9 protein-coding genes are annotated in these 15,734 nt (G+C 65.3%); 7 read left to right on the top strand and 2 right to left on the bottom strand.

The genetic code is table 11. The features are described 5' to 3' along the window. Window positions 1-101: 101 nt before the first annotated feature. The 7 genes from FJ443_RS21585 (at window position 102) to FJ443_RS21555 (ending at window position 11,416) form a co-directional block, all read left to right on the top strand. Window positions 102-3,461: a transglutaminase family protein gene (locus FJ443_RS21585; RefSeq protein WP_140522303.1), complete on the top strand. Its 3,360-nt coding sequence runs from the start codon at window positions 102-104 to the stop codon at window positions 3,459-3,461. A gap of 6 nt (window positions 3,462-3,467) precedes the next feature. Then, window positions 3,468-5,879: a circularly permuted type 2 ATP-grasp protein gene (locus tag FJ443_RS21580; protein ID WP_140665805.1), complete on the top strand. Its 2,412-nt coding sequence runs from the start codon at window positions 3,468-3,470 to the stop codon at window positions 5,877-5,879. A gap of 14 nt (window positions 5,880-5,893) precedes the next feature. Continuing rightward, the gene (locus tag FJ443_RS21575; RefSeq protein ID WP_140665802.1) at window positions 5,894-6,778 is read left to right on the top strand and encodes a transglutaminase family protein; all 885 of its coding nucleotides are present in this window, start codon (window positions 5,894-5,896) and stop codon (window positions 6,776-6,778) included. A 130-nt stretch (window positions 6,779-6,908) separates the two neighbouring features. Further along, window positions 6,909-8,012 carry a DNA topoisomerase IB gene (locus tag FJ443_RS21570; RefSeq protein WP_140665799.1) on the top strand — a complete coding sequence of 368 codons (1,104 nt, stop codon included), beginning with the start codon at window positions 6,909-6,911 and terminating at the stop codon, window positions 8,010-8,012. Window positions 8,013-8,096: 84 nt separating this feature from the next. Continuing rightward, entirely contained in the window at window positions 8,097-8,471 is a 375-nt protein-coding gene (locus tag FJ443_RS21565; RefSeq protein ID WP_140513613.1) for a YciI family protein, read from the top strand. Beyond that, entirely contained in the window at window positions 8,468-9,730 is a 1,263-nt protein-coding gene (locus tag FJ443_RS21560; RefSeq protein WP_140665795.1) for an RNA polymerase sigma factor, read from the top strand. The genes FJ443_RS21565 and FJ443_RS21560 overlap by 4 nt, the downstream gene beginning before the upstream one ends. A gap of 171 nt (window positions 9,731-9,901) precedes the next feature. Next, window positions 9,902-11,416, top strand: coding sequence for an aldehyde dehydrogenase family protein (locus FJ443_RS21555; RefSeq protein WP_140522295.1), 1,515 nt, complete (start codon window positions 9,902-9,904; stop codon window positions 11,414-11,416). A 187-nt stretch (window positions 11,417-11,603) separates the two neighbouring features. Here the strand turns inward: FJ443_RS21555 and FJ443_RS21550 are convergent, their stop codons facing one another. Next, window positions 11,604-12,458 (bottom strand): hypothetical protein, encoded by an 855-nt coding sequence (locus tag FJ443_RS21550; RefSeq protein ID WP_140632611.1) that lies wholly within the window; start codon window positions 12,456-12,458, stop codon window positions 11,604-11,606. A gap of 382 nt (window positions 12,459-12,840) precedes the next feature. Continuing rightward, on the bottom strand, window positions 12,841-15,732 hold the full coding sequence (locus FJ443_RS21545) for a nitrate reductase (protein ID WP_140665792.1): 2,892 nt from the start codon (window positions 15,730-15,732) through the stop codon (window positions 12,841-12,843). Between the last annotated feature and the right edge of the window lie 2 nt (window positions 15,733-15,734).

The raw sequence follows: 15,734 nt of genomic DNA, 5'->3' as shown, positions 1-15,734 counted from the left end.
TCGGTAGCCGTTTAAGTTAGGTGCAGCGCAACATCCGCTTGGAGAATGACGGCCAGATGTGTCAGGGTTCGGCCAGCTAAACGCCGATCTTCCGGGGCTCCATGGCAATTCTGGCCGCCGTCTATCACCTGACCCATTACAAATACGACCGGCCGGTGGTTCTTGGTCCCCAGGTGATCAGGCTCCAGCCGGCGCCACATTCGCGCACCAAAGTGCTCAGCCATTCGTTGAAGGTCGAGCCGGCGAACCACTTCGTCAATCTCCAGCAGGACCCCTACGGCAATTTCCTCGCCCGTTTCGTCTTTCCCGACCCGGTGAGCGAACTCAAGATCGAGGTCGACCTCGTCGCCGACATGACGGTCTACAACCCGTTCGATTTCTTCGTCGAGGAGACGGCGGAAAATTTCCCGTTCGAGTATCCGGAAGAGACACGCAACGACCTCGCCATCTATCGCACACCGGAACCGGCAGGCCCGCTGCTGTCGGCGTTCCTGAAAACCATCGATACCAGCCCGAAAAACACGGTCAATTTTCTCGTCGACCTCAATGCCCGGCTGCAGCGCGAAATCGCCTATATCGTGCGCATGGAGACCGGCGTGTTCTCGCCGGAGGAAACGCTGGCGGCCGCCAAAGGGTCGTGCCGCGATTCGAGCTGGCTGCTGGTGCAGATCCTGCGCAATCTAGGCATCGCCGCGCGCTTTGTCTCGGGCTATCTGATCCAGCTCAAGCCCGACCTCGTCGCGCTCGATGGGCCGGCCGGTACATCAGTGGATTTCACTGACCTGCACGCCTGGTGCGAGGTCTATCTTCCCGGCGCTGGCTGGATCGGTTTCGACCCGACTTCGGGCCTGCTTACCGGCGAGAGCCATGTACCGCTTGCCGCCACCCCGCATTTTCGCAATGCAGCGCCCATTTCCGGCATGGCGAGCTTTGCCAATGTCGAGTTCGGCTTCGACATGCGGGTCGACCGCATCGCGGAGCATCCGCGCATCACCAAGCCGTTCTCGGATGAAAGCTGGCATGCGCTTGATGCGCTCGGCAACAAGGTCGATGCGGCGCTGGCGGACGGGGATGTACGGCTGACCATGGGCGGCGAGCCGACCTTCGTGTCGATCGACGATTTCGAGTCCGCCGAGTGGAACACCGCCGCCGTCGGCCCGACAAAACGCGAAAAGGCCGATGCGCTGATCCGGAGGCTGCGCGAGCGCTTCGCGCCTGGCGGCTTCCTCCATTATGGCCAAGGCAAATGGTACCCCGGCGAAAGCTTACCGCGCTGGACCTTTTCGCTCTACTGGCGCACCGACGGCCAGCCGGTGTGGAGCGACCCGTCGCTGATCGCGCGGGAGAAAAGCGAAGCCGATATCGGTCCGAAGCAGGCCGAGAGCCTGCTGACCGCGATCGCCGGCGAGCTCGGCATCGAAACGTCCATGGTCAGCGAAGCCTATGAGGATCCGGCCGAGTGGCTGCTCAAGGAAGGCAAGCTGCCGGAGAATGTCGATCCGTCCAATTCGAAGCTGGAGGATCCCGAAGAGCGCAGCCGCATGGCGACGGTGTTCGAACGCGGGCTAACCAAGCCGTCGGGCTATGTGCTGCCGGTGCAGCGCTGGAACAGCCAGGCGTCGGGCCAGCGCTGGCGCTCGGAAAAATGGACGACGCGGCGCGGGCGGCTGTTCCTGGTGCCGGGCGATTCACCGGTCGGCTACCGCCTGCCGCTCGGCACGCTGCCTCACGTGCCGCCGGAGCAGTTTCCCTATATCGTTCCGGTCGATCCGTCGCAGCCGCGCGGTGCGCTGCCCGTGCGGGAGGCGATCTTGCCCATGGCGGCTCCGGCCGAACCTCAGGGCGCCGATGAAATGGCACGCCGCCAGCAGGCGGCATCGTTCACGGCCGCGACCGCCCAGCAGGACCGGGTCGAGCAGGAGATCACCGAGATCGGCGGCGCGGTGCGTACCGCGCTTTCGGTCGAGCCGCGCGAGGGACGGCTCTGCGTGTTCATGCCGCCGGTCGAGGCGCTGGAGGATTATCTTGAGTTGGTGGCGGCAGCCGAGAACGCGGCCAAGGCGATCAGGTTGCCAGTGCATATCGAGGGCTACGGCCCGCCGCATGATCCGCGCCTCAACGTCATCCGCGTCGCGCCGGACCCTGGCGTCATCGAGGTCAACATCCACCCGGCTGCCAACTGGCAGGACTGCGTGGCGACGACCACGGCGATCTACGAGGAGGCGCGGCAAACGCGGCTTGGCGCGGATAAATTCATGATCGACGGCCGCCACACCGGCACCGGCGGCGGCAACCATGTTGTGGTCGGCGGCGCGACGCCCAATGACAGCCCGTTTCTGCGCCGCCCCGATCTTTTGAAGAGCCTGGTGCTGCAATGGCAGCGGCATCCCTCGCTGTCTTATCTCTTCTCCGGCCTGTTCATCGGCCCGACCAGCCAGGCGCCGCGCTTCGACGAGGCGCGCCACGATTCGCTCTACGAGCTTGAAATCGCCATGGCGCAGGTGCCGCGTCCGGACCAGGGCAACGTGCCTTTGCCATGGCTGGTCGACCGGCTGTTCCGCAACCTTTTGACCGACGTCACCGGGAATACGCATCGCTCGGAAATCTGCATCGACAAGCTGTTTTCGCCTGATGGACCGACCGGACGGCTGGGCCTGGTGGAATTCCGCGGCTTCGAGATGCCGCCCAATGCGCGCATGAGCCTGGCGCAGCAACTGCTGGTCAGGGCGATCATCGCTCGCGCCTGGAAGAACCCGCTCGACGGCCGTTTCGTGCGCTGGGGCACGTCGCTGCACGACCGCTTCATGCTGCCGCATCATGTCTGGGCGGATTTTCTCGACGTTCTCGACGACCTCAAGCTCAACGGTTTCACGTTCCGCCCCGAATGGTTCGACGCGCAGCTCGAGTTCCGCTTTCCCTTCTGCGGCGAGGTCCAATATGCGGGCGTCAAGCTGGAACTGCGGCAGGCCCTGGAGCCGTGGCATGTCATGGGCGAGCAGGGGGCCATCGGCGGCACCGTGCGCTTCGTCGATTCCTCGGTCGAAAGGTTGCAGGTCAAGACCGAAGGGCTCAATCCGGAGCGCCATGCCGTCGTCTGCAACGGCCGCATCGTGCCGATGAAGGTTACCGACAACAGGGAAGTCGCGGTGGCGGGCGTGCGCTTCAAGGCGTGGCAACCCGCTTCGGGCCTGCATCCGGCACTGCCGATCAATACGCCGCTGGTGTTCGATATCTACGACCGTTGGTCGGGTCGGGCGATTGGCGGCTGCGTCTATCATGTCGCGCATCCGGGCGGGCGCAGCTACGACACTTTTCCGGTCAACGGCAATGAGGCGGAAGCGCGCCGGCTCGCCCGCTTCGAGGCGCGCGGCCACACGCCGTCGACCTATGTGCTGCGCGAAGAACAACCCACGGAAGATTTCCCGGTGACGCTTGACCTTCGGCGTCCGCCAAGACTCTGATCTGACATGGCAAAGGGGAATCACAAGCGGGTACGAGGCAAGGCGCAGATCCATCGCCTGCTGGAGCACTACCAGCCGATCGACGGCGTCGTCGACGAGATGGTCGACGCGTCGGGCAATCCCCGTCCGGCCTGGAAGCATTTCATCGAGGCGCTCGATGATCTCGGCGCCGAAGAACTCGCCCAGCGTTTTGCGCGTGCCGACCAGTATCTGCGCGACGCCGGCGTCTATTACCGCGTCTATGACAAGGCCGGCGCCAACGAGCGCGAATGGCCGCTGGCGCATGTTCCGGTGCTCATCGAGGACGCCGAGTGGGCAGCGATCAGCGCCGGCCTGGTGCAGCGCGCCGAGCTGTTCGAGGAGATCATCGCCGATATATACGGGCCGAACCGGCTGGTCGAGAAGGGCATCCTGCCGGCCGGACTGATCGCGGCGAGCCCCGAATATTTGCGGCCCGTGGTTGGCACTCGTCCGGCCGACGGCCATTTCCTGCATTTCTGCGCCTTCGAACTCGGCCGCGGGCCGGACGGCCGCTGGTGGGTGTTGGGCGACCGTACTCAGGCACCATCCGGCGCCGGTTTCGCTCTGGAGAACCGCGTCGCCACGACCCGCGCGCTGTCGGACATCTATGGCGAGATGCATGTGCATCGCCTCGCCGGCTTCTTCCGGCGCTTTCGCGATGCGCTGATCGGCATGGCCAGGGAAGCTGACGGCCGCGTCGCCATATTGACGCCTGGGCCGCTCAACGAAACCTATTACGAACACGCCTATATCGCCCGCTATCTCGGCATCATGCTGCTCGAAGGCGAGGACCTGACCGTTTCCGGGGGCAGGCTGATGGTGCGCACCGTTTCCGGGCTGATGCCGATCAGCGTGCTGTGGCGACGGCTGGACGCGGCGTTCGCCGATCCGTTGGAACTGCGCTCGGAGTCGCAAATCGGTACGCCGGGCCTGGTCGAGGCGATCCGGCAAGGCAGCGTCTCCACCGTCAATGCGCTCGGCTCGGGCCTGATGGAAACGCGCGCGCTGCTTGCCTTCCTGCCCAAGATCGCGCGCGAATTGCGGGGCGAGGAACTCGAGCTGCCCACCGTCGCGACATGGTGGTGCGGTCAGGCATCCGACCGAGCGCATGTGCTCGCCAATATCGACCGCATGGTGATCGGGCCGGCGCTGTCGACGAGGCTGGCCTTCGAGGACGACGACCAGACTAGGCTTGGCTCCGCGCTGTCGGCCGGGGAGCGGGCGGACCTGGTGGCGCGCATCGAACGCGACGGCGACGCTTTCGTCGGCCAGGAAGCGCTGACGCTTTCGACGACGCCCGTCTATGTCGGCGGCTGGCTGGAGCCGCGGCCGGCAAGCCTGCGTGTCTACCTGGCGCGCACGCCCGAGGGCTGGACGGTGATGCCGGGCGGGTTCGCCCGCGTCGGCCTGTCGCTCGATCCGACCGCGATCGCCATGCAGCGCGGCGGCCAGGCGGCCGATGTCTGGGTGGTCAGCGACCGGCCGGTGGAGCGCGAGACGCTGCTGCCGCAAGAGGGTGACAGCTTCAGCCGCACCAAGCCGGGCAGCCTGCCCAGCCGCGCAGCGGAAAACCTGACCTGGCTGGGCCGCTACATCGAACGCTCGGAAGACACGGTGCGCATCCTGCGCGCCTATCATGTGCGGCTCGCCGAAACCTCCGACCCGGATATGCCGTTGCTGGCCGACATCAGGGATCATCTCGAACCGTTCGGCATCGATGTCGAAACAGCGATCCCATCGGGGCTGATCGGCACGCTGGACAGCGCCGTCTACAGCGCCGGCCAGATCCGCGACCGTTTCTCGCCGGATGGCTGGCTGGCCCTCAAGGACCTGTCGAAGACCATCCATCAGTTCGCGACGACGGTGGCGCCGGGGGATGATGCGACACGGGCCATGACCGTCATCCTGCGCAAGCTCGCCGGTTTTTCCGGCCTGCTGCACGAGAACATGTACCGCTTTGCGGGCTGGCGCTTCCTTGAGATCGGCCGGCGGCTGGAGCGCGGCATACAGATCGCCAGCACGCTCGCCCGGCTGACCAGTGACAAGGCGCCGGACGGCTCGCTCGACATGATGCTGGAGATCGGCGACAGCGTCATGACGCACCGGCGGCAGTACCCTGTGCAAGCCGGCCGCCGCACGGTGATCGACCTTCTTGCGCTCGATCCGCTCAATCCGCGTTCCATCCTGTTCCAGCTCGAACGGCTGAAGGCCGAGATCGGACTGCTGCCGGCGATCGGCGGCGAAGGGCACATGTCGCCTGCGGCCAAGGAGATCCTGCAGCTCAACACAGCCATCGCCATCAAGGAGCCAGCGGACATGAGTGTGAAGGCGCTGAACGATCTCGCCGGCGAGATAGGCGGGCTCTACAGCAGCCTCGCCAAGGCCTATTTCGGGTAAGGCGGCGCTCCGGCATGCTCTACGACATCAGGCTTCACCTTCACTACGATTACGCCGCCGTCGCCGGCGGCGGCCGTCACCAGGTGCGCGTACTGCCGCCGACCATCGAGGGCGTGCAGCGCGTCGTCGCTGCGTCGCTATCCTTCGCGCCGGCGCCCAACGAACGCTCGGATTTTTCCGATTTCTTCGGCAACAACGTCACCTCGATCGCCTTCCGCGACGCGCATGACGCACTCGACATCAGGATGAGCGCGCGCGTGGCGGTGTCGCGGCCCGAGCCCGGGCTCGACGTGTCGCCCGACCTTAGCCGGCTGCGTCAGGAGCTCGCCGCCGTGCGCTCGCTGGCACCGGATACACCGCACCATTTCCTGGCCCCCAGCGGTCACGCCGGCATCGATGCGGCGATCACCGCCTATGCGCGCGATAGCGTCGGCGGCTCGGCCGCCGGTACGGCGATGAACCTCTGCAATCGCATCCACCGCGATTTCACCTATGATGGCGAGGCGACAACCGTGCGGACCCTGGCTGGCGACGCATTCCGGCTGAAGCGCGGGGTGTGCCAGGATTTCTCGCATATCATGATCGCCGGCCTGCGCGGGCTTGGCATACCGGCCGGCTATGTCAGCGGCTTCCTGCGCACCATTCCGCCCAAGGGCAAGGCCAGGCTGGAGGGCGCCGACGCCATGCATGCATGGGTCAAGGTGTGGTGCGGGCGCGATGCCGGCTGGCAGGAGTTCGACCCGACCAACGGCATGCGGGCCTCCAACGATCACATCACCGTCGGCTATGGCCGTGACTATTCGGATGTCGCGCCGATCGTCGGCGTTCTCAAGACCACCGGCGGACAGGTCGGAGAGCAAGCCGTCGATGTTATTCCGGTGGTGCTGGAGAAGACCTGACGTCCGGCCTGCTTGCGCAAAGCGCCTTGCAGGGTTCCGCCCCGGCGTGGGTGGCCGCCGACTTTTCGGACAGGAATGGAACCAGTGCTCGGCCCAGAGGCTTATCTACGGGTGTTTCCGTGGGGCCAGCATGCTGCAGAAATCCGGATTGACTATCGACGGCGAGGCCGCACCAAAGAACGGCGCTCAGATCTCTGCCGAGGATGCCGCACTGATCTATGTCAGCGATACCGAGCCCGGTATCCGCCGACTGAAAGCGGGCAAGGGATTTTCCTACAGGGGACCTGACGGAAGGCCGGTCTCGGATGCCACCCGAGCGCGCATCGAGGCGATCGTTATCCCGCCGGCCTGGACGGATGTGTGGATCTCGCCCGAGGCGGACGGCCATATCCAGGCAACCGGCAGGGATCAGCGCGGGCGCAAGCAATATCGCTACCATCCGCGTTGGGCCGAGGAACGCGACAGCGCCAAATATTCGAGCCTTGTCGCTTTCGCCGAAAGCCTGCCGGAGCTTCGGCGTAGGATGGACAGCGACCTGCGCCGCCATGGCCTGCCGCTCGAACGCGTCGTCGCCGCGATCGTCTGGCTGCTCGACAACACCATGATCCGAGTCGGCAACGCCGCTTACGCCCGCGACAACAAGAGCTTCGGCCTGACGACGCTGCGGGACCGCCATGTCGACATCAAGGGATCGAGCCTGCGGTTCGCCTTCAAGGGCAAATCGGGCAAGGAATGGAAATTGAAGCTGGTCGATCGCCGCATCGCGCGAATCGTGCGCGGCGCGCAGGATCTGCCGGGCCAAAAGCTGTTCCAGTATCTCGACGAGGACGGCAACAGACACCCGGTGCGCTCCGAGGACGTCAACCGCTACATCCGCGAGGCCATCGGGGATGCATTCAGCTCGAAACATTTCCGTACATGGGGCGGCACCATCCACGCCGCGTCGCTATTTGTGCAAACGGTGCTGCCCGACAGCCAGGCACAGCAGAAACGGGCGATGAACAGCGTCATCGACAGGGTCGCCGAGCGGCTGGGCAACACGCGCGCCGTCTGCCGCCAATGCTATATCCATCCGCAAGTCTTCGAAGCATGGCTGCAGGGACGGCTGCTTGCCGAAATGGCGGAAGCCAACAAGCGCAAACGATCGATAGACGGTCTCGATGACGAGGAAGCGCTCGTGCTGCGATGGCTGAAGACGCACGAAAGCGGACCCGCGGCAACCAGCGGCCGCTGAATCCGCGGCGCCTCGATTTTTTTATCGACGCCGTGTCGGGATCGGTCCTAGTGTTTCGTCCTTTGACACAGAAGAGGACAAACCATGCTCTACGCGATCTTGTGCTATGCTTCCGAAGACGTCGTCTGCTCCTGGAGCAAGGAACAGGACGACAAGGTCATGGCCAACATTCTCGATGTCCAGCAGAAATACGCGGACGCCGGCCGGCTTGGCCCGGTGGCGCGGCTTTTGCCGACGACGGCGGCGACGACGCTGAGGAAGGTCAAGGGCGAATCGATCGTCATCGACGGGCCGTTCGCCGAGACCAAGGAACAGTTCCTCGGCTTCTACACGCTCGAATGCGCCGATCTCGACGAGGCGGTGGAGTTCGCGCGCGAACTTTCCGAGGTCAATCCGAGCGGCGGCTCCTACGAAATCCGGCCGGTATCCATCTTCAATCCCACTAGGGCCGCCGTATGACCGAACTTGCCTGGATCAGCTCAGCGATCAGCGCCGCCCGCCCGCAGGCGATGGGTGCGCTGCTGCGCTATTTCCGCGACCTCGATACGGCGGAGGAAGCTTTCCAGGACGCTTGCCTCAGGGCGCTGAAGAACTGGCCGCAGAACGGTCCGCCGCGCGATCCGGCGGCCTGGCTGATCTTCGTCGGACGCAACAGCGGCATCGACGCGGTGCGCAAGCGCGCCAAGCAGGCGCCGATGCCGGAAGAGGACCAGATATCTGATCTCGAGGACGCAGAGAGCGACATCGCCGAGCGGCTCGATGGCGCGCACTACCGCGACGACATATTGCGACTGCTGTTCATCTGCTGCCATCCCGACCTGCCGGCAACGCAGCAGATCGCGGTGGCGCTGCGCATTGTCTCCGGCCTTACGGTCAAGCAGATCGCGCGCGCCTTCCTGGTCGGCGAAAGCGCCATGGAGCAGCGTATCACTCGCGCCAAGGCACGTATCGCCGACGCCGGCGTGCCGTTCGAGACGCCGGGCGCGGTGGAGCGCTCGGAGCGGCTCGCCGCGGTCGCGGCCATGGTCTACCTGATCTTCAACGAGGGCTATTCGACCAACAGCGGCGAGGCGCCGGCCCGCGCGCCGCTGTGCGAGGAGGCGATCCGGCTGGCCCGGCTGCTGCTCAGGCTGTTCCAGACCGAGCCGGAGATCATGGGGCTGACGGCGCTGCTGCTGCTCCAGCATGCGCGCGCACCGGCCCGCTTCGATGCGGACGGAGAGATCGTTCTGCTCGAGGATCAGGACCGCAGCCTGTGGAGCCGCAAGATGATCGATGAAGGGCTGGCGCTGGTCGACAAGGCACTGCGCCACCGAAAGCCCGGCCCTTACCAGGTGCAGGCGGCGATTGCCGCGCTGCATGCTCGGGCTGAAAAGGCCGAGGACACGGACTGGGTGGAGATCGACCTGCTTTACGGCCTGCTCGAACAGATGCAGCCGTCGCCCGTCGTCACCCTCAACCGTGCGGTAGCGGTTTCCAAGGTGAGCGGACCGGAGGCCGCGCTCGCCATGATCGAGCCGCTGGAGCAGAGGCTTTCCGGCTATTTCCACTTCTTCGGTCTCAAGGGCGGGCTTTTGATGCAACTCGACCGGGGCGAGGAGGCGCGGGTCGCCTTCGATCGCGCCATCGCGCTTGCCAACACCGCGGCGGAAGCGGCCCATATACGCATGCACATCGACCGGCTGATGAAGGACAGCGCAGCGCGCACCGCAAGCTGACCCTGGTTCAATGGTCTGGCCCGAGCTTGGACCATGCCGGGGTGGCGATTTTTTCCTGAAACCGCTATTGGCACGCCAAGACAGCGCCACCCTGCGCCTGACCGCATAGGGAATGCACGGCGCAATGCTTTGACCACGCCACATGAATGGCGGGATCTGAAAGGGACAGACATGACGATAGCGAAGGAAACCGCCGAGCTGCTGGCGAAACTGGGTGTTGCCAAGGAGGCGCTTGTCGGCGGCGACCTGATCGTGCGCAGCCCGGTCACGGGCGAGCAGATCGCGGCATTGAGCACGATCTCGCCGACCGATGCGGCCAGGACCATCGATGCCGCGCACAAGGCGTTTCAGGCCTGGCGGCTGGTACCGGGCCCGAAGCGCGGCGAGCTGGTGCGGCTGCTCGGCGAGGAATTGCGCGCGCACAAGGCCGAACTTGGCCGGCTGGTGTCGATCGAGGTCGGCAAAATCCCCTCGGAAGGGCTCGGCGAAGTGCAGGAGATGATCGACATCTGCGACTTCGCCGTCGGTCTTTCCAGGCAATTGTACGGACTGACCATCGCCACCGAGCGCCCAGGACACCGCATGATGGAAACCTGGCATCCGCTCGGCGTGGTCGGCGTCATCTCCGCCTTCAACTTCCCAGTCGCGGTGTGGTCGTGGAATGCGGCGCTCGCGCTGGTCTGCGGCGACGCGGTGGTATGGAAGCCTTCCGAAAAAACGCCGCTGACGGCGCTTGCCTGCGAGGCGATCTTCAAGCGCGCCGTCAAGCGCTTCGGCACTGATGCGCCGGAAGGGCTCGCGTCGGTGCTGATCGGCGACCGCGCCGTCGGCGAGATTCTGGTGGATCATCCCAAGGTGCCGCTGGTCTCCGCCACCGGCTCGACCCGCATGGGCCGCGACGTCGGCCCGCGCCTGGCCAAGCGTTTTGCACGCGCGGTGCTGGAGCTCGGCGGCAACAATGCCGGCATCGTCTGCCCGACCGCCGATCTCGACATGGCGTTGCGCGCGATTGCCTTTGGCGCGATGGGCACGGCGGGCCAGCGCTGCACGACGCTGAGGCGCCTGTTCGTGCATGACAGCGTCTACGACGCCTTGGTACCGCGGCTGAAGAAGGCCTATCAGAGCGTCTCTGTCGGCAATCCGCTGGAGACGTCGGCGCTCGTTGGGCCGCTGATCGACAAGGCAGCCTACGAAGCCATGCGGAAGGCGCTGCAGGAAGCGTCCGCCCACGGCGGCAAGGTGACCGGCGGCACGCGGGTCGAGAATGGCCATCCGGACGCCTACTACGTGCATCCGGCGCTAGTCGAAATGCCCAGCCAAGTGTCGCCGGTGACCGAAGAGACGTTCGCGCCGATCCTCTATGTGATGAAGTATTCCGATTTCGACGCCGTGCTTGACGAGCACAATGCGGTGGGAGCGGGGCTGTCGTCGTCGATCTTCACCCGCGACCTGCAGGAGTCCGAGCGCTTTCTCGGCGTCGACGGCTCGGACTGCGGCATCGCCAATGTCAATATCGGCACGTCGGGCGCCGAGATCGGCGGCGCCTTCGGTGGTGAAAAGGAAACCGGCGGCGGCCGCGAGAGCGGCTCCGATGCGTGGAAAGCCTATATGCGCCGCGCCACCAACACGGTGAACTATTCCAAGGCGCTGCCGCTCGCCCAGGGTGTCTCCTTCGACATCGAGTGACATTGCGGGTTCCGGCTCGGGTGACCTTGCGCACCCGGGCCGTTCTGCGGCCTGAGGTTCACTGCTGAGGGCAGTTATGCTGTCATTCTTCGTATGGTGCTGACGTCCCGCCGCCGAGGCGGCTTTTTTGTTTCGAGGATACGCAGCGGCACGGACCGCCTTCATAGCCTGGGCAGCGGCGAGTCTCTCAGAGGTCGGTGGAAAAGCATGCTGCGAAGGCGGCATCCACGATGGCCAGCTTGGCGGCCTGGACGGTCATGTATTCCTGAAAGAAGCGGTGCGAGACCCACATCACGGAATTGCCGCGCTGGCCCAGCCAGCCGATGCTGCCGAGCGCCTCGGCATCGCGTAGTTTTCGGGCGAGGTGGGTGCGCGACAGTTTGAGCCAACTGGCGAATTCCGCCACCGAGACCACGCTGGTCGGAATCCGATCTAGGCCGGCATGGTCGGGGTCGATGCCGGACATGAGCCGATCCATGACGATGCCGCCATTGTTGAGCCAGATGAACAGGGAAAAGGTCTGGTTGGGTTCGCGCACCGGTTTGGACGAAAGCAGGCCGTCGGCCACGAGGGGCTGCAGGGCGGCGAGCATATCGGGCCGCTCCAGGTATTTCGCCAGCCGGTCCGCGCCGTCGAGTCGGTCAAGGGTGCTTAGATGTGCGTGCACCCATCCGGTGAATGTCCGCACCGTGTCCGCTGTCGGCTGCAACGGGTGGGTGCGCCCGTCTCCGCCCGCGACGTATTCGGCGATGCGGTAATTCAGCATCTCCTTGATGAAAGCGTCGGCGGTGTTGCGGCTGGCGACCTTGTGCTGATGCACGAACTCGATGAAGCGCGACACCGTCAACGCGGTGCGACGGTCGCCCGGGTCGCGCCTGAAATGCATGGCAAGGCCGACATGGCCCATCAGCCAGCGCTGCTGCGTGGCGAATATGGAAGCAAGCCGCGGGCTGGCTTCGTAGATGTGGATCAGCGCCAGCGACTGCTCCTGGACGTGGCGGTGCAGATCCGGATGAGCGGCTATGTCCTCGATGTCCAGCATCCGCCTCCTTCTGGTTGGCCAAGCTTACTGCGCTCCAAGAGCGGGTCGCGTCGAAGCGGATTCATGCGACGCGCTTTTGGCTTTTTCCGTGCATGTCGTCCTCCCAAAACCGAGGTTACTTTTGGGCGACATGCATTAAGACATTTTCAGCCTTGCGCTTTTGTGTCCAGATGAGACAGCTCGGACTAAAGTCCAGTTCTGTAGCCAATGATGGCGGCGAGACGTCGGCGGCAACCCACACGGCGGCAAGTACGGCGCGCTTAGCGATCTGGACAACCGCAGCTACGCCCCGGGTGTCGTCCTGCCGCCCGGCTATGATGGGCTGACGCGGGGTCCGCCGGCGCATACGCATCGGGAGGCCGCCGATGGCGGGTTCTGCCGCCTACTCGGCCGCCTGAACGCGATGTGCCTGGATGATGGCGCGGATCTCAGAGCGGCAGGAGCCGCAATTGGTGCCTGCCTTCAGCGCGGCGCCGATGGCTTCCACGTTCGTGCAGCCGGAAGCCACCGCCGCCGTGATCTGGTTGATCCCGACGTTGAAACAGGAGCAGACGGTCGCGCCGGCATCGCGCCGTTCGGCACCGGCGCGGCCGGCGACGATGCGGAAGCGCTCGCGTTGGCTGGCATGGGCCTCTTCGAGCTGCTGCGTTGCCCATCCGCGCGACACGGCGACCGGGCCGGGAGCGACGAACAGGGCGCCCGCGAGCTGTACGCCATCGAAGGCGGCGATGCGATGCTGGCCGGCATCGCGGTCGTGATAGGCGAGTATTTCGGCATCGGTCGAGGCGCCGAACAGGGATTGGGCAAAAGTCGTCCAGTCGATTTTGTCGTCTGCAAAGGCGAGCTCGACCCGCCAGCCATCCCTGCAGCGGGCCACGGCCCAATAGTCGCCGGCGACCGCTTCGGGCCTTTGTCGGGTCACGGCGAAGCCGAACGCCATCGCGGCGAATTTCTCGATGTGCACCGCGACGTGCTTCAGTGCCGGCTGGCCGGAAACCGGGTCGGTGAGCGGCGCGGTGAGCGTGTCGAGCCGGCCCTTGGCGGTGAACTGGTCCGTCCAGTGCATCGGCGCGAAGATGCTGCCCCGGCGCTGGCGGGACGTGATCAGCGCGCGCACGAGCACGGCGCCGCGCGGGCTGGAAACGCGCGCGATGTCGGCGTCGCCGATGCCGTATCGCGCGGCGTCGTCGGGATGGATCTCGACGAAGGGTTCGGCCATGTGCTGCGACAGACGCGGGCTTTTGCCGGTGCGCGTCATGGTGTGCCAATGGTCGCGGACACGGCCGGTGTTGAGGATGAGGGGGAATTTCTCGTCCGTGCGGGTTTCCGTGACAGGGCGGACGGCGATGAAGCGCGCCTTGCGGTCGGGCGTGTAGAAATTGCCGTCGGCGAAGAAGCGGGTGTTCGGTGGCCCTGCTTTATCGTTCTCCGGTTGGGGCTCAGCTTGAACGTTCCCCTCCGAGAGATGTCGAGCCCAGGCGCCCCCCTCTGTCCTGCCGGACATCTCCCCCTCTAGGGGGGAGATCGGCAGTTTTGTCGACGGCGCTCGTCCTGAGATATCGGCGATTGGCGAAGGCCGTCGTGGCATCCAATCTCCCCCCTTGAGGGGGAGATGGCCGGCAGGCCAGAGGGGGGTGGCCGGGCTCTGTGCTGGCCATTGGAAAGGCGCCAGCGCGTCGTATTCCTCCCCATCGAGGCCGGCATAAACCCCAATGTCGAAATCGCGCCCACCGTCGTTTTCAAATCCCGACAGCGCGGCATGCTCGCCAAAAACCTCCGCCGGGGACGCATGCGCGAACGCTTCGCCAAAACCCATCCGCCGCGCCACTTCCGCAATGATCCACCAATCCGGCCGGGCCTCGCCAGGTGCCGCCAGGAACGGGCGCTGGCGTGAGATGCGACGCTCGGAATTGGTGACGGTGCCGTCCTTCTCGCCCCAGGCGGTGGCCGGCAGCCGGACATGGGCATGGCGCACCGTGTCTGTGTCGGCCTGCACGTCCGACACCACCACAAACGGGCAGGCCTTGATCGCTGCTTCGACGGCGTCGGCATCGGGCATCGAATCGACAGGATTGGTGGCGAGGATCCACAGCGCCTTGATCCGCCCGTCGGCGACCGCCCGGAACATGTCGACCGCTTTCAGACCGGGCTTTTGCACGATGTCAGGTGCATTCCAGAAGCGCTTCACGCGTTCTCGATGCCCGGGATTTTCAATCTCCATGTGGGCGGCCAGCATGTTGGCCATGCCGCCGACCTCGCGTCCGCCCATGGCGTTGGGCTGGCCGGTGACCGAGAACGGCCCGGCGCCGGGCCTGCCGATGCGACCGGTGGCGAGGTGGCAATTGATGATGGCGTTGACCTTGTCGGTGCCGGACGACGACTGGTTCACGCCCTGGCTGTAGACCGTGACAGTCTTGCCGGTCGCGGCGAACAGGCCGTAGAAGCGGGCGAGCTCGTCCTCGCTCAGGCCCGTGGCGGCAGCGATGCCGGCAAGGTCGAGTGCCGAGGCGGCGAAAAGGGCTTGTCCGAAGCCGGTCGTGTGCGCCGTGATGTAGGCGCGGTCGAGCGCATTGTGCTGGCCGAGCCAAGCGAGCAGGCCGGTGAACAGGGCGACGTCGCCATCGGGCGCGATCGCCAGGTGCATGTCGGCGATATCGGATGTCATGGTGCGGCGCGGGTCCACCAGCACGATTTTCATCTCCGAGCGCTTCTCACGCGCGGCAGCTATGCGCTGGTAGAGCACGGGATGGCACCAGGCGAGATTCGAGCCGACCAGCACGATGAGATCGGCAAGCTCCAGATCCTCGTAGGTTCCGGGCACCGTGTCGGAGCCGAAGGCGCGGCGATGGCCGGCGACCGAGGAGGCCATGCAGAGGCGCGAATTGGTGTCGATATTGGCCGAGCCGATGAACCCCTTCATCAATTTGTTGGCGAGATAATAGTCCTCGGTCAGCAACTGGCCGGAGACATATAAGGCGACCGCATCCGGCCCATGTTCGGCAATGGTTTGCGAGAAGGTCGACGCGACAAGATCGAGTGCCTCGTCCCAGGAGGCGCGGCGGCCGTGGATCTCAGGATGGAGCAGCCTGCCGTCAAGACCTATGGTCTCGGCAAGAGCAGAGCCCTTGGAGCAGAGCCGGCCGAAATTCGCGGGATGATCGGGGTCGCCGCGGACCGACACCTGCCCGTCCGCGGCGACCTTCGCCAGCACGCCGCAGCCTACCCCGCAATAGGGGCAAGTGGTCCTCACCTCGCGTGCTTCGCCAATCTGCATGG

This window comes from Mesorhizobium sp. B2-6-1 (assembly GCF_006440475.1).
Lineage (GTDB): Bacteria > Pseudomonadota > Alphaproteobacteria > Rhizobiales > Rhizobiaceae > Mesorhizobium.
Note: the sequence above shows the minus strand (reverse complement) of the source record. Positions and strands in the feature narration are given on the sequence as shown.